A 26,210-nucleotide genomic window follows, 5' to 3' on the forward strand; every position below is an offset into this window, starting at 1 on the left:
TCGCTCGACTTGCATGTGTTAGGCACGCCGCCAGCGTTCATCCTGAGCCAGGATCAAACTCTCATAATAAAAGTTTAATCTCAGAATTACTTACTTTCATATTTTCATATGAACTTAAGTTTTAATTTAAAGTTATTAACTTAAGGACTTTTTACACTGTTCAATTTTCTAGGTTCTTTTGAGTTGCTTATCTAATATAGCATATTCTGTAATGTTTGTCAACTGTTTTTTTAAATTATTTATTTAGTAAATCTAATTAATATTTCAAGCAACAATTTAAAATTTTATCATGTTTTTCTATCCTTGTCAATAGTCTTTTTAAAAAATCTTCATTTTTTTCTTAAGCTTTATATCTTTAATTTTATATTTTCCTATTTCAAAGGACAGTTAATAACTTAACATGTTTTTAAAAACAGTTCAACTTCGTTTATATTGATTTTCAGGAGATTTTATCTTCTTAATTCATTTTACCTCTATATTTCTTTGTTTTTCCTACTTTTTCTTCAAAATATATTTACTATTCTACTATATTTTACAAATAATATATCTTAAGCATCATATTTTAACTCATTTCTAAATCTATTAACCGCTTCATCTTGAGGATTTATCTTATAAGCCTTATCTATGTCTTCAATAGCTTTTTCTATCATTCCTAATTGGAAATAAGCAATTCCTCGATTACATATTATTTTATAATCCTTTCTGTCTATTTCAGCTCCTCTTGTAAATATTTCTATAGCTTCTTCAAAGTTTCCAATAGAAAATAAACATATTCCTAATTCATTATATATATTTACTTCATTTTCGTTTAATTCTAATGCTTTCACAAAATACTCTATGGCCTTATTTATATCACCAATACCCTTATAAGAAAGACCTATCATATAATTTAAATTCCAACAATCATGTCCACCTTTTAGATTTATAAATTTTTCAATTGCTTCTTTATGCCTTCCTGAAAAAAGTAAATTACATCCTTCTTCATAATCTGAATCATCTTCTATAATATCTAGTTCTTCCCTTATTTCCTGTTTTCTCTCTCCATCTTTATCTAAAACCATAAACTTTTCCCATATAAGCCTAGCTTTTAAAAATTGTCCATAATATTTATAATAATATCCTAATTTATAATATGCTAAAGAATATTCTGGTGAAATATCTAGTATTGTTTCTACTCTTTTAACTGCTTCTTTTAAAAATACATCTCCTTTCTCTTTATTTTCTAATTTGAAAAATTCTTTAGCTTTTTCTTCTAAAGAAATTCCATAGTTAAATAATCCCTCTACATTATCTTTATCAATGATTAATAATGCTCTAAAACAAATCATAGCTTTATCTATTTTTTCTTCCATTAAATTTTTTACGCCAATATGGAATATATATTCTTTAATTCTAGAATTATAAGCAAAAAGTATATCTTTATATTCATTTACATATTTAAACTGTGGATCTACCCCTAAAGTATATATTATACCTTCAATCAAATTGGAAACCTTTATATCTTCATCCATTTCTCCAGCTTTGATTTCATCAATAAGGGTATCTGTAATAATTGGTAATGGTATATAATCTTTAATTTTATAATCATTTATTTCTATATAAGAATTTGCCTTCAACTCAATAAAAGACAGATTTTCAGTTTTTTCTTTAAAATAATCATTTAATTCCATAATTTATCACCTACTAATCATAAAATTTTTTCATATAAAATCTTTTTCTCCTAGTGCTAGTACTCAAAATCTCAAATAAGAAACCTCTATATATCATTATAAAGGAAAATAGCACTTGTCCCAATAGATATTTTAATAATCCCAAAATGCTAATATCTAAATTATAGTTTAAATGAGTTGTAAATATATCTGTTAATGCATTTCCAGTAAACTTATACATTATAAAAAAGAATATTACATTTGGTAATAACCAATTAGCCCAATTTTCTTTCATAAATTCAAAAGAATAAACTATAGATTCCCATGGAGATAAAGATTTTTGATAGATTATTTCTGGTAATGGATTAAATATTACTAGTATTAAAATATTGATGATTGCATTTAATCTACTAACTGAACCAGATAATATTCCCCTTAATCCCCCTAATAAAAAACTTACCAACCATGCTATAAAAAATATTCCATATACTTTCCAAAGAAAATGGCCAAATCCATCTTTAAAATCTTGGAAAGTAAATTTATTATATTTAATTACATTGTATAAAAGATAAAAGTAGTTAGAAATTAAACTACTAGTTACTATAGCTACTATAATCCCAGCTAACATGCTTAATACACCTTTAAATAATAAACCAGTAATGCTAAAAATTATTATATTCAAAAAAGTATATGCAAGCCCTGTAAATACAATAAGCCAGTTTTTATAAAACCCTTTAGAAGCCTTTTTTGATGCTGATAAATTTATAAGAAATATGTCCCTAAATAAGTCCAATATTATTCCTCCTTCTATGAATTAAATTTATCTGTAACATCTCTTACTTCACATTTATTTAAAGCTTTATTATTTTTATAAATAAATAATAAAGTTGTTTTCATTTTCCTTAATTCTTTAACTCTATAATTGTTATCAATAAAGTCAATAATATTAAAATTAAATGTCTCAAAATGTACTTCATTAATAATTTTTCTTGGAGATATATTTTTATAACTAGGTAGATACTCTAATAAATTCTCATAGTTCTGTAAAAAATCATGTCTTTCACTTCTTAATTTATCTACATCTACTCTATTTATATAATTAGGAATATTAAAATCCACATTATTTGTAATATAATCAAATTTTAATATTTCATTAAATATATTTAAATTCTTTCTAACTACATCCTTATAAAATTCATATAATATTTTATAAAGCTTTTTTTTACTATGAGATAATTTATGATATTCTTTTTCTTCCCAATAACAAGCAAATTTTTCATAAAAACAAAAAGGACTATCATAATAATTTTTTATAATATACTGAAGTGAATTTTCAAAACTACTTTCATTTCCGTATTTTTCTAACAAATCTTCTATCGTCTTTAGTTTTAGCATTTCATCATAAGAAATATATTCTGTTGCTAAAACCTCATAAGGAGGTCTATCCAAAAATTTAAATCCATATTTCTCTTTATTTTTTCTTAAACCAGATCCTTTAAGCAGTTTTAAAAACCCTAACTGAAGTTTTTCTGGCCTTAATTCATATATCTCATTAAAAGAATCTCTAAAAGTATTATAGTCTTCATACGGAAGACCTGCAATCAAATCTAAATGTTGATGTATGTTTTTATAGCTTTTTATAATTTTAGTTACTTCTTTTGCCTTTTCTATATCCGTAGTCCTACCTATTGCCTTTATAGTTTCTGGATTTGTTGATTGGATTCCAATTTCAAATTGGAAAAGTCCTTCTTTAGCTTTACTTAAAAAATCTAACATTTCTTTATCTAATAAATGGGCTGTTACTTCAAAATGAAAATTCATATTTTTAGGATCTTTATCCATAATAAATTTCATTATTTCCATTGCATATTCTTTTTTAGTATTAAAAGTTCTATCTACAAATTTAACTTGTCTTACCTTGGCATCTATGAGTTTTCCTAAATCTTCTTTTACCCTATCTAAACTAAAAAATCTTACTCCTTTTATAGTTGAAGAAAGACAGAACTGGCAGTTAAAAGGGCATCCTCTTGAGCTTTCATAGTATACTATTTTATTTTTTAATCCAGACAATTCTTCATATGGTGAAGGAATTGTATCTAAATTTTTAATTAGAGGTCTAGGCTCATTTATTATTACTTTCTCCTTTTCCCTATATATTAAACCTTTTATATCCATATACTTCTCTTTTTTATCTATAAGCCTAATAATAAGTTCCCTAAAAGTTAGCTCTCCCTCTCCATATATTATAAAATCTATAAAACTATATTTTTTAAGTATATTCTCTCCGTCAAAGGAAACTTCTGGGCCTCCTAGTACTATCTTTATGCTAGGATTTACAATTTTCAGTACTTCACATATATTTAAAGTTTCTTCTAGATTCCAAATATAACAAGAAAAAGCTACAATATCTGGTTTTGTTTTATAAATTTCCCCAGCTATATAATCTTTATTTTGATTTATTGTAAACTCATACACCTCTATATTTGGAATATCCCTACATATGCTTTTTAAGTATCTAACGGATAATGACGAGTGTATAAATTTAGAATTCAAAGTAGTTATTATTGTTTTCATTATCTATCCTTCCTTTTCTTTTGATTAATTACATTATAGCACAAGACCTTTAAAACTATTTATAAAAATAAAAGCATTTTGTAGCTTTTTTTACTATAAAAAAGGATTTTGTTAAACTATATAGAATATTACTTAATTAGGAAGAGTATGATTAATATTTAGGGGAGGAATGAACTATATGCACGAATTTGATAAAATTTCTATTGCCGAAATGTCTAAAAAAGATATGTTAATAATTCTTGAAGCACTTGAATATACTGGAGAAAAAACTAATCAAACAGATTTTTTAACTTTAAAAAATAATATAATAAAGGAACTAAGTTTACTTGCAGACAGTAGTGAAGAAGAATTCCTAAACTATTTAGAAAAATAGACCCTCATAATAGAGGGTCTTTATTTTTTAAATATATATATGCCTGATTTTGTGGAAATATAAACTTTCATTTTTCCTGATATTTTTTCTTTTTTAAGAACCTTACATCTATTTAGTAAAGAATGAAAGAATTCCTCACCTTCATTAAATGAAAATATATCTGGTAAATAATATTTTTCAATACTTAAAAGTTTAGGATCAATCCTTCCTTTATTTAAACTCCAAATATAGTGACATAAATCTTGTTGAAATTTTAAACTTTCTTTGCTGTCAATATAAATATTGTTTTTCATAAAATATAATCCTTTAGAAAAAATATGAAATTTATCTTCTATAGTATTTTCTTTAATTACTAATAAGGCTTCTTCTAAAATATTAAAACTATTTGAAGATATGCCATTAAGTAAATTTATTATTTCTATTCTGTTTCTCTCAAAGTCTATAGCAAATTTTTTATAATATTCATCTGGCGGCACTCTGAAAAATCTAGAGTATCTATCTAAAAAATCCACTTGAGAAAAAGATATTATCTCATCTTTCAATTCCAAAACAATATCTTCACTATTATTTGCTGTTAAAAATAATATTTTAGATAATAATACTCCCTCTAATATCATCTTTATATTACCTGTAGTATATAATATATTTTTCAATACTTCATTCTTAATAATCTCCCATTGGCTATTAGAAAATACTATAGGAGCCAATCTAATATAAAGGCTATAATCTATACCATTCAAATATATATCTGTATCAGATAATTCTATACTATTTAAGATAGATGGGTTTTCTCCATTTCTATAATAATACCAAAGTCTCATTTCTTCATGAAATCTTTTATAATCTACTTTAGTTCCTACTACTTTTTTTGATGGCATAAGACTTTTTATAGTTAAAACTGTTATTTCTGATATATATTTTTTTTCTTCATCTTCATCAATCATATTAAATATATTTAAAAGAAAGTTTATAACCTTCTTTTCTTCCATTCGTATTCTCCTTTACATTTTGTTAGGAGCTTCTATTCCTAATAACGAAAGCCCTGTATTTATTACTAATTTTGTGGCGTAGACTAAGTGAAGTCTTGATTTTCTTAGACTTTCTTCTTCATTAAGTATTGGACAATTGTGATAAAATCTATTGAATGACTTTGCAATTTCTGCTATATGTCTTGTTATGAAAGATGGTTCATTTTTTTCTGCACTATCTATTATTACATTAGGAAAATCATATAAAAGCCTTATAATATCTATTTCTTCATCCCTTTTTAATAATGAATAGTCAATTTCATCTTCTACCAAAAAATTTCCTTTTTCCAATAAGCTATTTGCCCTAGCATGGGCATATTGAACATAGGGACCTGTCTCCCCTTCAAAGCTTAAAGTTTTATCCCATGAGAAAGTATAATCTTTTATTCTACCATTAAATAATTCTTGAAATACAATAGCCCCTATACCTACCTGTTTTGCTACTTCTTCTTTATTTTCTAAATTTGGATTTCTTTCTTCTATAATATCTCTCGTTTTTTCTACTGCTTTCTTAAATACATCTTCTAAGAAGACTACTTTGCCTTTTCTAGTGGACAAAGTACCATCTTCTAAACTTACCATTCCAAAGGTTACATGTATACAATCATCTGCCCAATCATATCCCATTAAATCTATAATTTTCCTCCATTGTTTAAAATGAAGATTTTGCTCTGAACCTACTACATAAATATTTTTATAAAAATCATAATGTTCCTTTCTATAAATAGCTGCAGCTATATCTCTAGTTATATATAATGTAGAGCCATCACTTTTCCTTATTAAAGCTGGTGGCATATTAAAAGGTTCTAAATCTACTATATCAGCGCCTTGTGATTTAATTAAAAGACCTTTATCCTGAAGATCTTCAACTACTTTTGGCATTTTATCTGAATAGAAACTCTCTCCTGTAAAAGAATCAAATTCAATTCCTAACATATCATATACTTTATTGAATTCTCTTAAGCTTATATCTCTCATCCATTTCCATAGTTCAAATGCCTCTTCATCACCATCTTCTAATTTCTTAAACCATCTTCTAGCTTCATCATCAAGGTTAACTTCTTTCTCTGCTTCCTCATGAAATTTAACATATAATTTTAATAGTTCATTAATAGGATCTTTCTCTACAGTAGTCCTATCGCCCCATTTTTTATAAGCCACAATTAGTTTTCCAAATTGAGTTCCATAATCTCCTAAGTGATTTATGGCCACTGTATCATATCCTAAGAAACTATATATTCTATAAAGAGCATGACCTATAATTGTAGTCCTTATATGACCAATATGGAAAGGTTTAGCTATATTAGGTGATGAATATTCTACTATAACAGTTTTTTCTTTACCTATATCTGAAGAACCATAGTTTTCTTTTTTATTCTTTATTTCTTTAAGGACAGTTTCTGTAAAAATTGTCCTATCAATAAAAAAGTTTACATAAGGCCCTTTACTTTCTATCTTATCAAAATAATCATTTTCTCCTATCTTGCAAACTATATCCTCTGCAATAAGATTCGGTGCTTTCCTAAATACCTTAGCCAACTTGAAACATGGAAAAGCATAATCTCCCATTTCATAGGATGGAGGTACTTCAATTAGGGACATTATTTCTTTTCTGTCTAGATTATTATCTAATTCTGAAATTAATTTTGCTACTTCATTTTTAAAATTAATCATATTAAATCCTCCCTTCATATTTAAAAAACCTTCGTCTCTATATAGAGACGAAGGTTAACTCCGTGTTACCACTCTTATTGGCAAATTGCCCACTTGTTTTCATAACGCTATAAACGTATCATCCTACTCATTTCAGATGTATTCTCCAAGGTTCTTTTCAAATATAAATTTGTACTAAGCTCCCACCATCCCTAGTTCTCTTTAACAAAATTATATTCTACTCTCCTCTTCATAGAATTTTCCTTTATTAATTTGTTTAATTATTAATATATAATATAATACTTAAAATTTCAAGAAATCATTTTAATTCAACTACTGTTACTCCAGTACCACCTTCACCATAATTACCTAATCTATATGATTTTACATGTCTATGACTTTTTAAAAGACTAGATATTCCCTCTCTTAAGACTCCTGTACCTTTCCCATGTATTATTATTACTTCTTTTAGACCAGCTATATACGCATCATCTAAATATTTATCCATATCCAAAAGAGCCTCATCTAGTCTTTCTCCCCTTAAATCCAATTCTTTACTAACAGTTCTTGCTTTAGATTTAATTATATTTTTTGCACTGATTTGAGATTGATCCACTTTCTTATGTTTAGCTCTTTTCAATGTAGATATATGAACATTTACTTTCATTATTCCCACCTGAATATTTACATTTCCATTTTCATCTGGAGTAGATAATACTGTTCCCTGTTGTTCTAAAGATAAAACTTCTACTGTTTCTCCAATTTTTAAATTTTTAGGTGGTTTATTACTTTTCACATTTAATACACTACTGGACAAATCTCCCTCTACATCTCCTAAACTTTCTTTCAATTTATTTTGTGCTTCTTGTATTTTTCTATTCTTTTCTTTTTCTATATCTGATGAAATTTTTCTCAAATCCGATACAATGGTATCAGATTCTTCTTTTGCACTTTTTAAAATGCCCCTTGCTTCTTCTTTTGCATTTCTAATTATCTTTTCTCTTCTTTCAGATATCTTTTCTTTTTCCCTATCTGATTCTTCTCTTAATCTTTTTATCTCCTGCTTTAATCTTTCAGTTTCCATCTTATTGGCTTCTACTATTTTTCTATCCTCTTCTATAGTTTGAAGCACATCTTCAAATTCTACATTTTCTTTTGATATAAGGGTTCTAGCATGATCTATTATATAATTATCTAAACCAAGACGTTTAGATATTTCAAAAGCGTTAGACTTTCCAGGAACTCCAATTGAAAGTCTATAGGTTGGACTTAGCGTTTCTAGGTCAAATTCAACAGAAGCATTTTTTACTCCTTCTTTAGTAAGTGCATAAATTTTAAGTTCACTATAATGGGTAGTAGCTATAGTTCTTATATTCATTCCATGTAAATAGTCTAAAATAGACATCGCTAAAGCTGCTCCTTCTGTTGGATCTGTTCCTGCACCTAATTCGTCAAATAACACCAGACTATTATCATTAATATTTTCTAGTATATTAATTATATTAGTCATATGAGAAGAAAATGTGCTTAAACTTTGTTCAATGCTCTGTTCATCACCTATATCAGAAAAAACATGATTGAATATAGCTATTTCCGAATTATAGTCAGCAGGTATATGAAGACCTGATTGAGCCATTAGAGTTAATAAACCTGTAGTTTTTAAAGTTACAGTCTTACCTCCAGTATTAGGACCAGTAATAACTAGAGTATTAAAATCCTTTCCAATATATATATCTATAGGAACTACTTCTTCTACTTTTAAAAGAGGATGTCTTCCCTTTTTTATATTTATATAACCATCTTTATTTAACATAGGTTCTGAAGCTTTCATATCTAGAGCTAATTTTCCCTTTGAAAATATAAAATCTACTTTTTCTAATATCTTTTGATTTTGTCTAATACTTTGACTTTCTTCTGCTACAAGCTCTGTTAATTTTAGAAGTATTTTTTCTATTTCCTTTTTCTCTTTTATCTGCAACTCTTTTAACTCATTGTTCAATTCTACAACCGCTATAGGTTCTATAAATAATGTAGCTCCACTAGAAGATTGGTCATGTACTAGTCCTGGAAATTTAGCCCTGTACTCTTGTTTTACAGGCACCACATATCGTCCATCTCTAATGGTTACAATAGCATCCTGCAAATATTTTTTGTGGGTTGAAGAATTAACTATAGAATTTAATTTATTCCTTATAGATCCATTTTTTACATTTATCTGCCTTCTAATATTTTTAAGATTGGCACTAGCATTATCAGAAATTTCTTCTTCACTTATTATGGCATTGTTTATACTATCTTCTATCCTTTTAAACATTCTTAATGAATCTATAAGTCCCTCTAAAATTGGATAATTAGAATCCTTATCTTCTCTAGTTTTCTTTATATAGTTCTTAAGATTTCTAGATACCCTTAAAGAATCTGAAACTTTTAATAAACTTCCCGGGCTAAGAGAGCCACCCATTTCTGCTCTTTTAATTTCTACCATTAAATCTTTTATTCCATATAGTGGAGGTTCTCCTTTTTTTATAAGAAGAGCTACAGCTTCACTAGTTTCTCTTTGCATATATTTTACTTCTTCAATATCAGTAGAAGGTCTTAGGTTTTCTACCATATTTCTTCCTAAATGTGATTCTGTTTTATCTTTTAATTTATCAATTATCTTATAGTATTCTAATACTTTCAGCGTTCGTTCATTCATAAAATTTATCACCTCAAAACTTAGAAGTTTGTATAAAAATTATAAAACTCCTCTAAAATAATGACCTCTAGTTATTCCAGTTCTTTCTTTATAAGAATTTACTACTTCCTTTATTTCTTCCCTATCTACCATTCCATTTTTATAGTCATAAAAAGCTTTTTGAATAATATCAATTCCCTTTTCTTCAAAAGAAAAATCTAATCTTATCATATCTACACCACTATTGTAAATAGACTCTATTTCTTCTAGTACCATAATAGGAACAGTATTGTACAAAGTAGTCGTCTCATTCTCTCTTAAAAATGGAAATATCTTGTTTTTTCTATCCTTCAATCCATATCCCTTTCTGAAGGAACATTTGTTGCAATTTAAACTATTATCACAACCTTTTACTAATGACATAGGACAATATTTAAGAACCATAATAGGTAAATATCCATATCCAATAGTTTCATAGCTTATGTTCCCTTTTCTACATACCTCTTCTATCTGATTTAGATTTAATTCAGGAGACAATGAAATACTATTCAGTCCTATTTCACATAAAAACTTTGAAGCAAAGCTATTAAATATGTTTAATCCTATATCTCCATGAATATTTAAATCAAATTTATCTTTTATAAATTGAAGAGTTCCTAAATTAGACACAGATACTCCATCTATATAATCTATAACTAATTCCAGTTTATTTTCCAAATCCTTTAATTCTTTCATACCAAGTATTTTGCCAGTAGATATATATACTTCTTTCCCTTTTTTATTTGCTTCCTTAACAGAATTTAATATATCTTCATTGAAATCTAAATATACTCTATCTAATTTTTCTAAATCTAAAGATTCAAATTGTGAAATACTTTTCACTTTGATATTTAATTTCTTACTTATTTTCTCTTCTTCTTCCTTTTTATTCAATTTCAAAAATTCATCTATTCTTTCTTTAAATAAATAATCAGAAACCTTTTCTCTTTTGTTAATTTTCATTCTCTTTTCATTTAATAATCCTATTCCTTCTCGTCTTAAACTATTTAACTCACTTAAAGAAAGAAATGAGTTTTCACCTAATTCTATATCTAAATTGTTTATATAATAGGGCTCATCTGATAATTTATCTAATTGTTTTTTTACCCTTTCTTCTGTTAAAGAAACTTTTTTAGCCATTTCTACTGGATTCTTACCCTTTATTTCTATAATATGTTTTCCATCTTTTATAATAAGGACTGGTACCTTTCCTACAGATATATAGACTTCCATATCTATAGGAAATTTTATATTCTCTGCATTTTGAAAAGACTGTTTTGCTTTTTCTAATAAAAGACTGTTAGAAGTTCTATATACTGGCGAATTTATATTTACTCCCTTTACCTTATCAAGTTCTAATATATTTCCTTCTTTAGCTGAATTATTTATAACAAAACCTATATATTCTCCATTATCTGTAACAAGCTGGATTCCGTCTTTAGAATTAAGGTTTTCCTCCAATTTAATGTATATATAATTTCTGTCTACATTTATGACTTTGCCTATATACATTCCTCTATTATTTGGTTTATCTAAAGAAATGAAATTTGTTCCAAAATCTCCGAATAAATAGCCTTTTGTAAAACCTCTATTAAAAATTTCTTTAATTTCTTTTTTATCAACATTTGATATATTATGATTGCCTATATCTAAAGCCTTTCTATATTTATTTACTATAGTAGCTACATATTCTGGTTTTTTCATTCTACCTTCTATTTTTAGAGAAATAATACCACTTTCTATTACTTTATCTATATCGTCTATAGTATTTAAATCTTTTGGACTTAGAATATACTTTTTATCATAAGCTTCAAATCCATAATATTCATCTTCTAGATTCACAATAGAATATGGCATTCTACAAGGTTGAGCACATCTTCCTCTATTTCCACTTCTGCCTCCTATAATACTACTCATAAGACATTGACCAGAATAGCAAACACATAATGCTCCATGGATAAATGCTTCCAGTTCAATATTACTCCTATTCTTTATATATTTAATTTCTTCAATTGAAAGCTCCCTGGCCAAGACTACTCTCTTAAAACCCATATTTTCCAAAAAAAGAGCTCCATATAGATTATTTACAGTCATTTGAGTACTTCCATGAATCTCAAATTCAGGAAATATGCTTCTTATTAAAGAAGCTAATCCTATATCTTGAATAATTAAAGCATCTATATCTATTTCATATAATGATTTTATATAATGGACAATTTCCTCTATTTCATCATTTCTTAGTAAAGTATTGACAGTTACATATACCTTTACTCCTCTTAAATGAGCATATCTCACAGCTACTTTCAATTCTTCTAAATCAAAATTAGAAGCATATTGTCTTGCACTAAAAAGCTTTCCTCCTAAATAAACTGCCTCAGCACCATTTTGTACTGCAGCATAAAGTGATTCAATACTGCCTACAGGAGCTAATAATTCTACTTTTTCTTTCTCTTTTTCCACCTGTATTAAAATTCCTCCTTACTAAACATATTGCTATTTTTGTCAAGAGCCTTTACTGTTTCTTCTAATTCTTTTTTGGTATGGATTAGCTCCATTTGATTCCTATATAGTTTGTCTTGTAATTCTTTTATAGTTTTCTGATTTTGCTTTAATTCACTTTCCTTGAAATATATTGATTGTTCATATTTTTTAATAGATTTATTTATACTTTCATTATTTCTTTTAGTTTCTAATAATTCGCCTTTGCAAATATTGCATTCTTCTTCTAATTTTTTTATCTTTAATTTACTCTCTTCTAATTCTTTTATAAGACCTTCATAGTTTTCCATAGGTTCCTTAACTTCTTCTTTTAATTTTTCTAATTCTGCATAAGTTCTATAGTATTCATCAGCCATATTAAATGCTGCAAGAAGAGTCGCCATTAAATCATTAAGTTTCTCATTTTTAGAGCTTACTTCTTTTATTTTTTCATCTACGAAAGCAGCAATACCTTTTACATACTCTTCAGACTCATTTCCTAAAACTGTAAAGTTACGACCAACTATATTAACTTCTACTTTTCTCTTCTCTGTCATAACTTACCCTCTCCCTTTATTTAGTTCATATATAAGTATTCTCCCTAAATATTGTTTTCCCTTTATTTTAAAATTTAATTAAAGGAGTAGAACTATCTACCCCTTTAACTCCTAAGATTAGCTGCAAAACTTTTTTCTAATTCGTTAATTATATTGCTATGAACTCTAGACACTTCTTCATCTTTCAATGTTCTTTCATATGATCTATAAGTAATTGAATAAGCTACACTCTTTTTATCTTCTGGAATTTGTTCTCCTGTATAAATATCAAACAACTCAACTTTCTCTATTAGCCCTTCTCCATTTTCTAAAATCTTTTCTTCAATATCCTTAACTAATATATCTCTATCTAATACTATAGCTAAATCCCGAACAATAGCTGGATACTTAGGTAATGGATTATATTCTCTTTCTAAATTTGCAAATTCCATTATTGTATGGAAATCCATTTCTGCTATATATACTCTTTCTTTCATATGATAATTCTCTAAAACATCTGGATGAACCTCTCCAATAACTCCTAAAACTTTATCTTCATATATAATATTAGCTGTTCTACCAGGATGGAATGAAGGATGGTTTTCTTCTCTTAAATATTTACATTTTTGTATCCCTAATCTTTCAAGAAGTGTATCCACTACTCCCTTTATATAAAAATAATCTGAATCTCCATACATGCCAATAGACAATATCTTTCTTTCAATTGGCAGATTTTCAATTGGAATTTCTCTTGGTATAAATATATTACCTATTTCATAGATAAAACTTCTCTTAACTCCATAATTATAGTTTCTTGCTAAAACTTCCATCATATTTGGAATAAGAGTAGTTCTCATAACACTATAGTCTTCTCCTAAAGGATTCATTATTTTTACGTAATTTCTTTTAACACTATCTTCCCTTAGATTTATTTTATCATATACTTTAGGGCTTACAAATGAATAAGTAATTACCTCATTTACTCCCATACCCTTAAGTGCTGATTTAGCCTTATCCTCAATTATTTTATCATAAGGTTTTTCTCCTCTAACTAAAGCACCTACTAAAGGCTTATTTTCTATATTGTGGAATCCATATATTCTTCCAATTTCCTCAATTAAATCTACTTCTTCTTTTAAATCTAATCTAAAAGTAGGAACTAAAACCTCTAGACATTTCTCCTTTTTCTCTACCTTTAATTCTAACCTTTCCAGTATATCAATCATTTCACATTCATCTATATCAGTCCCTAATAATCCATTTACCTTCTCAGGTCTTAAATGAATATTTTTTTCCTCTGATTCTTCTATATAGTTATCTATATATCCACCAACTATTTTTCCTGCACCTATTTCTTCTATTAATTGACATACCCTATCACATGCAATTTCACATAAATTTGAATCTATTCCTTTTTCAAATCTTGTTGAAGCTTCAGTTCTAAGGTTTAATTCCTTCGATGTTAGTCTTACACTTTTGCTATTAAAATTAGCAGCTTCTATTAAGATAGTTTTTGTATCCTTTGTAACTTCTGAATCAAATCCTCCCATTACTCCTGCTATACCCACAGGCTTTTCACTATCTGCTATAACTAAATTAGAGTCATTCAGATTTCTTTCTACTTTATCGATAGTAGTTATTTTTTCTAAATCTACTGCCCTTCTTATAAAAATTTTCCTATCTTCTATTTTATCTAAATCAAAAGCATGGAGGGGTTCTCCAAATTCTAGCATTACATAATTAGTCACATCTACAATATTGTTTATAGGACGTACTCCAGCTTCCATAAGTCGGGTCTGTAACCATAGAGGTGAAGATTCTATTTTAACATCTTTTATAACTCTAGCATAATATCTATTGCACAAATCTTTATCTACTATCTCTATGTCTCTAATGTAGTTTTTTATATCTTCTTCTTCATTTTTAATTGAAATTTCAGGATATATTATATCCCTATTAAAAGTAGCACAAGCTTCTCTTGCCATGCCTATAATGCTTAAGCAATCTGGCCTATTTGGGGTTATTTCAAGTTCTATTACATCATCACTAAGCCCTAATATATCCTTTATATCTGTACCTAATGTATACTTTTTATCTAAAATAAGTATACCATCCTTTTGTTCTTTTGGAATCACATTTTCACTTACTCCTAACTCATCAAAAGAACAAAGCATTCCAAAGGATTCTTCCCCTCTCAATTTGCTTTTCTTTATCTTAACTCCACCTGGAAGCCTTGCACCAACTAATGCTACTGGTACATAGTCTCCTTCATTTACATTTGGGGCACCAGTTACTATCTTAAGTTCTTCTTCTCCTATATCAACTTTAGTTATTACTAGTTTATCTGCATTAGGATGCTTTTCTATATTTAAAATTTTTCCTACTACTACCTTATCAACACCCTTATCTAATGAAATAATGGATTCTACATGAGACCCAGTTAAAGTTAACTTATCGGAAAACTCTTTTGAATCTATATCTAAATTTACATAATCTCTTAACCATTTCACAGGTAATAACATCTTTTCTTCCTCCAGTCCTTAAAATTGTTCTAAAAATCTCATATCATTTTCAAATAATAGTCTAATATCATCTATTCCATACTTTACCATAGCTATTCTATCTATTCCTAATCCAAAAGCAAATCCACTATATTTATCTGGATCTATTCCACAATTTTGAAGTACTTTTGGATTTACCATGCCGCAACCTAAAAGCTCCATACTCCAACCAGTACCATTGCAATCATCACAGCCTTTCCCTTTACAACTAAAACAAGATACATCAACTTCTGCACTTGGTTCGGTAAAAGGAAAATAATGGGGCCTAAATCTAGTATGCATATCTTCACCGAATAGTACTTTTATAAAAGTATTTATAGTTTCTTTTAAATTGGCCATAGTTATATTTTCATCAACTACAAGCCCTTCTAATTGATGGAACATAGGAGAGTGAGTGTCATCTACATCATCAAATCTAAAAGTTCTCCCTGCTGATACTATTCTTAATGGAGGTTTGTTTTCTTTCATAACTCTTATTTGAACTGGTGATGTGTGAGTTCTCAAGAGTAAGTTTTTATTTATGTAGAAAGTATCTGTTAAATCTCTAGAAGGATGATTTTCAGGAGAGTTCAATTCGTCAAAATTATTTTCAACAGTTTCAACTTCTGGTCCATAAACTACACTAAATCCCATATTCATAAATATATTTTCTAATTCTTCCATAGTTTTTACTAAAGGATGTCTATGTCCTAAAACAATGTCTTTTCCAGGTATAGATATGTCTATTCTTTCTTTTTCTAACTTTCTTTTTTGAATTTCTCTTCTAAAATTTTCTTTTGTATTATTTAATTCTTTTTCTATATCCTGTCTTACTTCATTGGCTAATTGCCCAATTACAGGTCTTTCTTCTTTGGAAAGCTTACCCATACCTCTAAGGACTTTAGTCAATTCTCCTTTTTTACCTAAAAACTTAACTCTAGCTTGTTCTAATTCTTCCATATTATTTAACGATTTTATCTCTTCCATAGCCTTTTCTTTAATCTGATCTATTTTATCTTTCATAACTTAACTCCTTTCACTACTAATTATATAAAAATAAGACCTATTCCAATAAGGTAAGGTCATAAATTTCAACTGTTTTATTAAATTATAGCATTAGATATCATAAAATACAAGAAATATTAGCTTCTCTGTCTAACTGCCTCATACATTATTATAGACGATGCTATAGCTGCATTTAAAGACTCTGCATTACCTATAATAGGAATTTTAATAGTTCCATCTGCTAAAGCTAATATCTCTTCTGATACTCCTTTAGATTCATTTCCAATTATCAAAGCAAAATCCCTTTTAAAATTCACATCATAAATATAATTTGCTGATTCTAAAGACGTTGCATATACCTGTATCTTTTTAGATTTAAGCTTATTTATAATTTGCAATTTATCTTCTATATAGACTATAGGAACATGGAATAAAGATCCCATAGTTGAACGTACAACTTTTGGATTGTATATATCTACACAATTTGAAGTCACAACTACTCCACTTGCTCCAAAAGCATCAGCAGTCCTTATTATTGTTCCCATATTCCCTGGGTCTTGTAATTCATCCAACATAATAAAAAATTTATCTTTCATTTTAAAAAGTATATCTAATTCTAAAATATTAAATTTCACAATAGCTAATATTCCCTGAGGATTTTCTGTATCTGAAATATCTTTTAATAATTTGTTAGGAAGTCTTACTAATTTCTCATCATACCTTTTTATCTTATTAAATAATCTTTCACCACCAGTAGTTGAAAACAATACATCAGAAAACAAGATATAAATAGGTTCAATACCTGATTCTATACATTCTCCAACTATCTTTACTCCCTCAATTAAAAAAAGCTTCTTATTCCATCTTTCCTTTTTTCTATATAAGCTTTTTGCATTTTTAATAATTGGATTTGAAGAACTACTTATATTTTTCATTTAATCATTCACCCGAACTTTTTTCTATCTTCTTTATATCTTCAGTACTACCAATAACTACTAATATATCATTCTTTAAAATCTTATCATCTGCATAGGGAGAAACATTAATATAATCTCCTCTCTTAATAGCCATAATGTTTAGTCCATAGTTTGTAGGCAATTTAAGCTGTTTTAATGTTTTATTTTCCCATTTAGGAATTGCAGTTATCTCCATAATACTATAGTCTGGAGAAAGTTCTATGAAATCTAAAATATTTGATGCAACTAAATTATGTCCAACTCTTATACCCATATCTCTTTCTGGAAAAATTATTTTATCTGCACCTATTTTTAATAGTACCTTACCATGCAATTCACTTTGGGCTTTAGCTATAACTAATCCAACTCCCAACTCTTTTGCAATTAAAGTAGCTAATATAGAAGCTTCTAAATCAGAACCAATTGCTACTATTACTACATCAAAATTTCTAATACCTAATTCTTTTAATACATTTTCATCCATTATATCAGCTTGAACAGCGTGGGTTACAAATTCAGAAGCTTCTTGAACTCTTTCTTCGTTTCTATCTATTGCCAATACATCATTGCCAAGATCATATAAGGTTTTTGCGACACTTACACCAAAACGTCCACATCCAATAACTGCATATTGTTTCATTTTATTATCTCCCTTCTAACCTACAAATATATTTTCTTCTGAATATCTATAATTTTCTTTTATATTCTTCTGTCTTTTAGCAAAAGCAAATGCCATTGTCAAAGGACCTACCCTACCTAAATACATCATAATTGTTATAAGCACTTTTCCAAAACTAGTTAAATCTGGGGTTATTCCTCTTGTAAGACCTACTGTTGCAAATGCAGATGTAGTTTCAAACAATAAATCTAGAAAATTTGCCTCTTCAGAGATAGTTAATATCATTGAAACAATAACTATCAAAAATAGTCCTATACTTGCTATAGATAAAGCTCTATATATTATTTCTTGAGGAATTCTTTTCTTAAAAGCTACTACATCATTCCTTCCTCTTATTACTGAAAAAGTTGTTAAAAATATTGCACCAAAAGTTGTAGTTTTTATACCTCCTCCTGTTGAGCCTGGTGAACCTCCAATGAACATTAACACTATCATAATAAATGTTGTAGTATCTCTTATCTTTGACATATTTACAGAATTAAATCCTGCAGTTCTTGTAACTACAGATTGGAAGAAAGATGAAATAACTTTTTCCTTTGTATTTAATGTCTGTAAAGTTTCTGGATTGTTCCACTCAATTAAATAAAATAATATCATCCCTACTATTATAAGTATAAAAGTAGTTACTAATACAAGCTTTGAATGTAAGGAGAATCTTTTAAATCTTTTATTTCTAGATATATCTATATATACAGAAAAACCTAATCCTCCAATAATTATAAGGAAAGCTATAGTTAAATTTATTGTTATATCTCCTACAAAAGGTACTATACTATTACCCATAATATCAAATCCTGCATTACAAAATGCAGAAATAGAATGAAATATAGAAAACCATATTCCTCTACCAAGCCCATATATTGGAATGAAACGTGTTGAAAGCACAAGGGCTCCTATTCCTTCTATTGCAAATGTAGAAAAAATCACATACCTAGTAAGTTTAACTAAACCAGACATAGTTTCCTGATTAAGTTGTTCTCTAATTATTAGTCTTTCCTTTAGAGTAATTTTTTTACCTAGTATCAATGCTACTAGTGTAGCTAAAGTCATAAAACCTAATCCACCCATTTGTATTAAAAATATTATTACAATATGACCAAATAGTGACCAATACTCTCCTGTATTCACTACAACAAGTCCAGTTACGCATACAGATGAAGCAGATGTAAATAAAGCATTCACAAATCCTATGCTTTCTCCTGATTTTGAAGCAATAGGTAGGTTCAATAATAAAGCGCCAATTAGGATTAATCCAGCAAATCCTAAGGCTAAAACCCTTGGAGGATTAAGTTCTAATTCTTTAAGCCTCTTTTTCAAAATGTTCATTTAACCATCTCCTGAAAATAAGGTACTAAAAATATTATTTTAAATACAATTAATAGCTACTAGTTAAGAAAAAATAAAAGCTCCGAAATCGGAACTTTTATTTTACATACCTTTTGCAATTTCTACTAGTTTTGAAAATCCTTCTGGATCGTTTATAGCCATTTCGGATAGCATTTTTCTATTTATATCTATATTAGCTTTCTTTAATCCACTTATAAATGTACTATAGTTCATTCCATTTAGTCTTGCAGCAGCATTTATTCTTGAAATCCACATCTTTCTAAAATCTCTTTTTCTTAGTTTTCTACCTGTATATGCATAGTCTAATGATTTCATTACTGCTTCATTAGCTGGTCTATATAATTTGCTTTTAGCACCATAATATCCTTTTGCTTGTTTCAAAACTTTTTTATGTTTCTTTTTTGCATTTACTGCTCTCTTTACTCTTGCCATGTCAGCTACCTCCTTGCTTCCTATATAAATTTATTTTAGTAAGGTAATAAGTTCTTGATTCTCTTATAATCTCCATCACTTACTATTGCAGGTTTTCTTAAATTTCTTATCCTCTTTGGTGATTTCTTTCCAGTCTTATGACTTTTATAAGCTTTATGTCTCTTTAATTTACCTGTTCCAGTTTTTTTAAATCTCTTTGCTGCTCCTCTATGAGTTTTCATTTTTGGCATATAAATTACCTCCTTTATCTATTCTGTCTTCGGAACTAGAAACATAACCATATTTCTACCTTCCATCCTAGGCTTTTTATCTACAGCTCCAACTTCTGAAACTATTTCTGTAAACTTTCCTAGAACTTCTCTACCCATATCCTTATGGCCCATTTCTCTTCCTCTAAATCTAACACTCACCTTAACTTTGTCTCCATCTTTTAAAAATCCTATTGCTTGCCTTGCTTTTACATTCAAATCGTGATCTTCAATACTAGGACTTAGTCTTATTTCTTTCACATTGATCACTTTTTGATTCTTTTTAGCTTCTTTTTCCTTCTTTGCCATTTCATATTTATATTTGCCATAATCCATTATCCTACATACTGGTGGTTTTGCATTAGGAGCTACTTTGACTAAATCTAGCTTTTTATCATAAGCCATGTCTATTGCTTTCTTAATAGGAACTACTCCCACCTGCCCACCATCTACATCGATGAGTCTAACTTCTCTCTCTCTTATTTGTTCATTAATTTGAAGCTCTTTAATATTACGCCACCTCCTAAAATTTAAAACAATAAAAAGCGGATACACAATACAGATATCCGCTTTTCTTTCAAAATAAAAATACAAAATATTAAAATAAGTATAAACATACCTACTAATAACTAAATTGTAACCCTATGAGCTTTAGCTATAAGGTGAGAAGCGGATACTTCTTCTTGAATTTACATAACATTAAGTTTACTAATTAATAGTATAGGTTAATTCGTCTACTTTGTCAATTAGTTTTTTATTTTATTTTGCTAGCTCATATAATGCTTTTGCATATATTTTTGTCATCTTCATTAAATGTTCAATAGAGATATATTCATCTTTTTGGTGAGCAACTTCTTTTTGACCTGGAAATACTGGTCCAAAAGCTACTGCATTGTCCATAGCTCTAGCATAAGTTCCACCACCAATAGTAATAGGTTCACTATCCAAGTCCCCAGTTTCTTCTCTATAAACCTTCATAAGTTTTTCAACTAGTGGATCATTCTTCGGTACATAGATGGGTTTCATTTCTCCTTCATCTTCTAAAAGTTTTATTCCAGTTCCCTCTAACTCTTCTCTAATTCCGTTATACACATCTTTCGCACTAGATTTTATAGGATATCTTACATTAATTGATAATTTAATTTCGTCATCTTCAACTTTTATAACTCCAGGATTAAAATTAAGTTTTCCTGAAACTTCATCTTCTAGTCCACATCCTATACTTTCTCCATGATGCTTCAATGCTATTTTTTCATTATATATTTTTATGAAATCACAAATATCACAATTACAATCAACTATTTCCTCCAAAAACAACATTAAATAAGTAATAGCATTTTCTCCCTTTTCTGGAGTACTACCATGAGCTGAAACTCCTTTAGACTTTACTACAATCGTTCCATCCTTTTTTTCTATAGAAATGTTATAGTCAGTTTTTTTCTTAAATTCCTCAAGTTTAGTTTCTATATTATCTAGATTTTTTGTTTCAATCACCGCTTCACAATAGTCTGGAACCATATTAACTGCATTACCACCATTTATGCTTTTTATAGATATACCTTCGCAACTATCGTTTTTTATTTTCTTTACAAGATCAAAAGCTATAATACCTTTTTCTCCATGTATTACTGGAAAATCTGCATCTGGTGTAAAAGCCATCTCAGGAGCCTTTTCATGCTTAAAATAATATTTCATACAACCCCATCCTGTCTCTTCATTAGTTCCAAATATTATTCTAATTTTTTTATTTAATGAAACATTAGCGTCTTTCAATGCTTTCATTGCATATAAACTTGCTATAGCAGGTCCTTTGTCATCTAATGTTCCTCTCGCAAAAATTTTTCCATCATGAATTTCCCCACCATAAGGTGGATATGTCCATCCATCTCCCTCTGGAACTACATCTACATGGACTAATATTCCTACAGTTTCATCTCCTTCACCTAAATCTGCATGACCTGCATATCCATCTAAATTTTTTGTTTTAAATCCCATCTTATTAGCTGTATCTAGTACATGTTTAAGAGCCTGATATGGACCTTCTCCAAAAGGCATTCCTAGTTTGGGTTCACCTTCAACACTTTTTATACTAACTAATTCTTGTGTTGATTTGACTATATCATCCTTATAGCCTTCAACCAATTCAATAAAATCCATAAAAAATCCCTCCCAATTCTTTATTTTACGTTTTTTATTAAAAATTAAACTTCTTATAACAATTATACCTTTTCAAAATATTTCCTTCAACAATAGAGTAAATTTTTTTATATAAAAAAGCTAAATGGTTAAACTATTATTAGCAAAATATAAAAGGTGGGGATAGTTTGCAAAAGAAAAAAATAATACTTTTAGTAGCTATTTTAAGCGTAATTCTTTCAACAATCCTTTTTTATGATAAATATTTCTCTGCATCTGGATTTGAAAGAATTACAAATGGAGATAGATTCATAGTATGGACAGTTACAACTATTATTATTATTTATTATCTAAAATTAGATTCAGACCCACAATTAGCTCCCTTAGCATTAAGTAGCGATAAGGAAGGAAGTAAAAAAAATAATAACAAAACTGATATTTCATTTAAAAATGTAGCTGGTTTGGAGGAAATTAAAGAAGAGCTTAAAGAAACTATTGATTTTATTAATAATTCACAGAAATATACAAAGATGGGTGCTAAAATACCAAAGGGAATACTTTTTTATGGCCCTCCTGGAACTGGTAAAACTCTTCTTGCAAAAGCTGTAGCAGGAGAAACAAACTCTACATTTCTATATGCTAGTGGTTCTGAGTTTGTTGAAAAATATGTAGGAGTAGGAGCTAAAAGAGTAAGAAGTTTATTTGAAAAAGCAAAGAAAGATTCACCTAGCATTATTTTTATTGATGAGATAGACGCTATAGGAGCAAGAAGAAATTTGGATTCAAACAACGAAAAAGATCAAACATTAAATCAACTCTTATCAGAAATGGATGGGTTTAATACTAGCGAAACAGTAGTAGTTATCGGAGCAACTAATAGATTAGATTTACTTGATGAAGCATTGCTCCGCCCAGGTAGATTTGACAGACATATTTATGTTGGTAACCCCAATATAAATGCAAGAGAAAAAATACTTGAAGTCCACACTAAAAATAAGCCTCTTCACAATAATGTATCTGTAAAAGAATTGGCAAATAAGACGCATGGACTTTCTGGAGCTCAACTTGCTAATATAGCCAATGAGGCTGCTATAATTGCAGTAAGAAATAAAAAAAATAAAATTGATAATAAAGACTTCAATCAAGCTATTGAAAGAGTTCTAGCTGGATTAGAAATTAAGAATCCTTCTGTATTACTAAAAGAAAAAAAGACTATAGCTATTCATGAAGCAGGTCACGCTCTAGTGAGTAAAATACTCAAAACTGACATGGTACAAAAAGTATCTATAGTACCTAGAGGTCAAGCACTAGGGTATGTTTTAAAGTTCCCAGAAGAAGAAAGATACTTGTATACACAGAAAGAGCTTATGGGTAAAATCACCGGTCTTTTAGCAGGAAGAGCTGCAGAACAAATAATCTTTAAAGACATAACTACTGGTGCAAAAGATGATTTAACTAAAGCTACAGAAATTGCACAAGAAATGGTTTGTAGCTATGGAATGAGCACATTAGGAAATATCTCCATAGATGAATACTATATTAAAAATAACTATGATATTATAAGAAGAGAAATAAAAAAAATAATGGATAAATGTTTTAAAAATGCTCTCAAAATAGTAGAAGACAACAAGATAATATTATTCCAAATATCCGATCTACTTATGAAACAAGAGACTATTAACAACAAAGAACTAGATAAAATATTTGAAGAGTATAAGACTAAATTAGATTATGCAACTTAAAATAGAGACCACTAGTGGTCTCTATTTTAATTATTTTTTGTTTTCTACTTCTTCTTTTATCTTTTTAACAAAGTCTTCTATATTCATTTGACCAAGGTCTCCCTCGTCTCTCTTCCTTACAGAAACAGTCTTTCCTTCTACTTCTTTTTCTCCCACTATTAACATAAAAGGAATCTTTTGTAGTTGAGCTTCTCTTATTTTATATCCTATTTTTTCAGTTCTGTCATCTACTTCAACTCTTAAATTATTTTCTTTAAATAATTTTTCAAGTTCATAAGCATAATCATTAAATTTATCTGATATAGGAAGAATAGAAATTTGAACTGGAGATAACCATGTTGGAAATCTTCCAGCATAATGTTCTATAAGAATTCCCATAAATCTCTCTATACTTCCAAGTATAGTTCTATGAACCATAACAGGACGCTTTTTCTCATTATCTTTATCTATATAAGCCAAATCAAATCTTTCTGGCATTTGAAAATCTAATTGTATAGTACCACATTGCCAAGTTCTACCTATGGCATCTTCTAAATGAAAATCTATTTTAGGTCCATAAAATGCCCCATCACCTTCATTAACTATATAGTTTATCTTTCTTTCATTTAAAGCTTCAATTAAACTATTAGTTGCCATTTCCCATTGTTCTTCTGTTCCCATTGAATTTTCTGGTCGAGTAGAAAGTTCAACATGATATTTAAATCCAAATACATTATAAATATAATCTGCTAAATCAATTACACCAACTAACTCATCTTTCACTTGGCTAGGTAACATGAATAAATGGGCATCATCTTGAGTGAAACTTCTTACTCTCATAAGACCATGCAATGTACCAGAAAGTTCATGTCTGTGAACTAATCCTAGCTCAGCCCATCTAAAGGGAAAATCTCTATAACTAAACATATTTGTCTTGTATATGATCATTGCACCAGGACAATTCATAGGCTTTATAGCATAATCATTATCATCTATTTCTGTAAAATACATATTTTCTCTATAATGATCCCAATGACCTGACCTATGCCATAACTCTTCATTTAGTATTAAAGGAGTTTTAACTTCTCCATAACCCCTCTTTCTATGTTCTTCCCTCCAAAAATCTTCCAATATATTCCTAAGAACCATTCCTTTTGGATGGAAAAATGGAAATCCAGGCCCTTCATCATGAATACTAAATAACCCTAGTTCTTTTCCTAATTTTCTATGATCTCTCTTTTTTGCTTCTTCTAATCTATCTAAATATTCATCTAAATCCTTCTTTTTAGTAAAACTAGTTCCATAAATTCTTTGTAACATTTTATTATTTTCATCCCCACGCCAATAAGCTCCTGCTATATTTAAAAGTTTAAGAGCTTTTACTGGCTTTGTATTAGTTAAATGAGGTCCTGCACAAAGGTCTACAAAATCTCCTTGTTTATAAAAAGAAATAACCGCATCTTCAGGTAAATCTTCTACTAATTCAACTTTATAAGGCTCATCTTTTTCTTTCAAAAATTCAATAGCTTCATCTCTAGGAAGAACAAATCTTTCCAATTCATAGTTTTCCTTAACTATTTTTTTCATTTCCTTCTCTATTTTTTCTAAATCTTCTGGAGTAAATCTATGTTTTGTATCAAAATCATAATAAAATCCATTATCTATGGCTGGACCAATCGCTAATTTAGTATCTGGATACAATCTTTTGACAGCTTGAGCTAATATATGAGAACTAGTATGTCTAAATATCTCTTTTCCTTCTTTATCTTCAAATTTTACAATATTTATTTTGGCATCTTCATCTATAGTATCATTAAGTCCTAAAGTTTTTCCATTTACTTCTGCTCCAAGAGCAACTCTTGCTAAACCTTGACTTATATCTTTAGCTATTTCATATACAGTTACACCTTTTTCATATTCTTTATTTGAACCATCTGGCAAAGTAATAATTATATTTTCCATGATTTCCCTCCTATTTCTATTTTAAATACAAAAAACCCCCTCATCCTATAAAATATAGGGACGAGAGGTTTATTCACGTGGTTCCACCCTAATTGGTGCTTAAGTTAAATAACGCAAATTGCGGAAATCCTTTCCTACTAGGTTAGGATTCAGCTTCGGGTTGGTTTTCAGTTAATA

At 28.5% G+C, this 26,210-nt stretch carries 20 protein-coding genes, 1 rRNA gene and 2 other annotated features (1 of these 23 running past the window's edge); of the genes, 2 read left to right on the forward strand and 19 right to left on the reverse strand.

Annotated elements, in window-relative coordinates:
* From NSA23_RS14135 to NSA23_RS14150, 4 genes are all read right to left on the reverse strand, one after another.
* A 16S ribosomal RNA gene (locus NSA23_RS14135) occupies positions 1 to 69 on the reverse strand; the annotation flags it as partial.
* A gap of 479 nt (positions 70 to 548) precedes the next feature.
* Positions 549 to 1,670: a tetratricopeptide repeat protein gene (locus NSA23_RS14140; RefSeq protein ID WP_042683324.1), complete on the reverse strand. Its 1,122-nt coding sequence runs from the start codon at positions 1,668 to 1,670 to the stop codon at positions 549 to 551.
* A gap of 13 nt (positions 1,671 to 1,683) precedes the next feature.
* Positions 1,684 to 2,442, reverse strand: coding sequence for a hypothetical protein (locus NSA23_RS14145; protein WP_042683323.1), 759 nt, complete (start codon positions 2,440 to 2,442; stop codon positions 1,684 to 1,686).
* A 14-nt stretch (positions 2,443 to 2,456) separates the two neighbouring features.
* Positions 2,457 to 4,223 carry a B12-binding domain-containing radical SAM protein gene (locus tag NSA23_RS14150; RefSeq protein ID WP_042683322.1) on the reverse strand — a complete coding sequence of 589 codons (1,767 nt, stop codon included), beginning with the start codon at positions 4,221 to 4,223 and terminating at the stop codon, positions 2,457 to 2,459.
* A gap of 178 nt (positions 4,224 to 4,401) precedes the next feature.
* Between NSA23_RS14150 and NSA23_RS14155 the strand changes: the two genes are divergently transcribed.
* Complete coding sequence (locus tag NSA23_RS14155) at positions 4,402 to 4,596, forward strand: hypothetical protein (RefSeq protein WP_042683321.1); 195 nt, start codon at positions 4,402 to 4,404, stop codon at positions 4,594 to 4,596.
* 20 nt (positions 4,597 to 4,616) lie between these two features.
* Here the strand turns inward: NSA23_RS14155 and NSA23_RS14160 are convergent, their stop codons facing one another.
* The 14 genes from NSA23_RS14160 to pepV all read right to left on the reverse strand — a co-directional run bounded on the left by NSA23_RS14160 (position 4,617) and on the right by pepV (position 22,371).
* The gene (locus NSA23_RS14160) at positions 4,617 to 5,585 is read right to left on the reverse strand and encodes a hypothetical protein (protein ID WP_042683320.1); all 969 of its coding nucleotides are present in this window, start codon (positions 5,583 to 5,585) and stop codon (positions 4,617 to 4,619) included.
* Between the two features lie 12 nt (positions 5,586 to 5,597).
* Entirely contained in the window at positions 5,598 to 7,298 is a 1,701-nt protein-coding gene (gene argS, locus NSA23_RS14165; protein ID WP_042683319.1) for an arginine--tRNA ligase, read from the reverse strand.
* Between the two features lie 40 nt (positions 7,299 to 7,338).
* Positions 7,339 to 7,540, reverse strand: a binding site (T-box leader).
* Between the two features lie 56 nt (positions 7,541 to 7,596).
* Positions 7,597 to 9,975 (reverse strand): endonuclease MutS2, encoded by a 2,379-nt coding sequence (locus NSA23_RS14170; protein ID WP_042683318.1) that lies wholly within the window; start codon positions 9,973 to 9,975, stop codon positions 7,597 to 7,599.
* A gap of 39 nt (positions 9,976 to 10,014) precedes the next feature.
* Positions 10,015 to 12,453 carry a U32 family peptidase gene (locus NSA23_RS14175; protein ID WP_042683317.1) on the reverse strand — a complete coding sequence of 813 codons (2,439 nt, stop codon included), beginning with the start codon at positions 12,451 to 12,453 and terminating at the stop codon, positions 10,015 to 10,017.
* Positions 12,454 to 12,458: 5 nt separating this feature from the next.
* Complete coding sequence (locus NSA23_RS14180) at positions 12,459 to 13,028, reverse strand: cell division protein ZapA (RefSeq protein ID WP_050069899.1); 570 nt, start codon at positions 13,026 to 13,028, stop codon at positions 12,459 to 12,461.
* A gap of 104 nt (positions 13,029 to 13,132) precedes the next feature.
* Complete coding sequence (gene pheT, locus NSA23_RS14185) at positions 13,133 to 15,529, reverse strand: phenylalanine--tRNA ligase subunit beta (RefSeq protein WP_042683316.1); 2,397 nt, start codon at positions 15,527 to 15,529, stop codon at positions 13,133 to 13,135.
* Positions 15,530 to 15,547: 18 nt separating this feature from the next.
* Complete coding sequence (gene pheS / locus NSA23_RS14190) at positions 15,548 to 16,570, reverse strand: phenylalanine--tRNA ligase subunit alpha (RefSeq protein ID WP_042683315.1); 1,023 nt, start codon at positions 16,568 to 16,570, stop codon at positions 15,548 to 15,550.
* Positions 16,571 to 16,689: 119 nt separating this feature from the next.
* Positions 16,690 to 17,487, reverse strand: a complete 798-nt coding sequence (locus tag NSA23_RS14195; protein WP_042683314.1) for a TrmH family RNA methyltransferase — start codon at positions 17,485 to 17,487, stop codon at positions 16,690 to 16,692.
* A 4-nt stretch (positions 17,488 to 17,491) separates the two neighbouring features.
* Positions 17,492 to 18,148: a potassium channel family protein gene (locus NSA23_RS14200; RefSeq protein ID WP_042683313.1), complete on the reverse strand. Its 657-nt coding sequence runs from the start codon at positions 18,146 to 18,148 to the stop codon at positions 17,492 to 17,494.
* A gap of 15 nt (positions 18,149 to 18,163) precedes the next feature.
* Positions 18,164 to 19,513, reverse strand: a complete 1,350-nt coding sequence (locus tag NSA23_RS14205; RefSeq protein WP_042683312.1) for a TrkH family potassium uptake protein — start codon at positions 19,511 to 19,513, stop codon at positions 18,164 to 18,166.
* A 102-nt stretch (positions 19,514 to 19,615) separates the two neighbouring features.
* Entirely contained in the window at positions 19,616 to 19,966 is a 351-nt protein-coding gene (gene rplT, locus NSA23_RS14210; protein WP_042683311.1) for a 50S ribosomal protein L20, read from the reverse strand.
* A gap of 35 nt (positions 19,967 to 20,001) precedes the next feature.
* On the reverse strand, positions 20,002 to 20,196 hold the full coding sequence (rpmI, locus tag NSA23_RS14215) for a 50S ribosomal protein L35 (protein ID WP_042683310.1): 195 nt from the start codon (positions 20,194 to 20,196) through the stop codon (positions 20,002 to 20,004).
* An 18-nt stretch (positions 20,197 to 20,214) separates the two neighbouring features.
* Positions 20,215 to 20,769 carry a translation initiation factor IF-3 gene (gene infC / locus NSA23_RS14220; protein ID WP_246119233.1) on the reverse strand — a complete coding sequence of 185 codons (555 nt, stop codon included), beginning with the start codon at positions 20,767 to 20,769 and terminating at the stop codon, positions 20,215 to 20,217.
* 204 nt (positions 20,770 to 20,973) lie between these two features.
* Positions 20,974 to 22,371, reverse strand: coding sequence for a dipeptidase PepV (gene pepV, locus NSA23_RS14225; protein WP_042683309.1), 1,398 nt, complete (start codon positions 22,369 to 22,371; stop codon positions 20,974 to 20,976).
* A gap of 167 nt (positions 22,372 to 22,538) precedes the next feature.
* On the opposite strand from pepV, the gene NSA23_RS14230 reads away from it, so the two are divergent.
* Entirely contained in the window at positions 22,539 to 24,092 is a 1,554-nt protein-coding gene (locus NSA23_RS14230; protein ID WP_042683308.1) for an ATP-dependent metallopeptidase FtsH/Yme1/Tma family protein, read from the forward strand.
* A 30-nt stretch (positions 24,093 to 24,122) separates the two neighbouring features.
* On the opposite strand, the gene thrS is transcribed toward NSA23_RS14230, so the two are convergent.
* Complete coding sequence (thrS, locus tag NSA23_RS14235) at positions 24,123 to 26,033, reverse strand: threonine--tRNA ligase (RefSeq protein WP_042683307.1); 1,911 nt, start codon at positions 26,031 to 26,033, stop codon at positions 24,123 to 24,125.
* 53 nt (positions 26,034 to 26,086) lie between these two features.
* Positions 26,087 to 26,210: a binding site (T-box leader), on the reverse strand (it continues 80 nt past the right edge of the window).

The organism is Anaerosalibacter massiliensis (assembly GCF_024623155.1).
GTDB lineage: Bacteria > Bacillota > Clostridia > Tissierellales > Sporanaerobacteraceae > Anaerosalibacter > Anaerosalibacter massiliensis.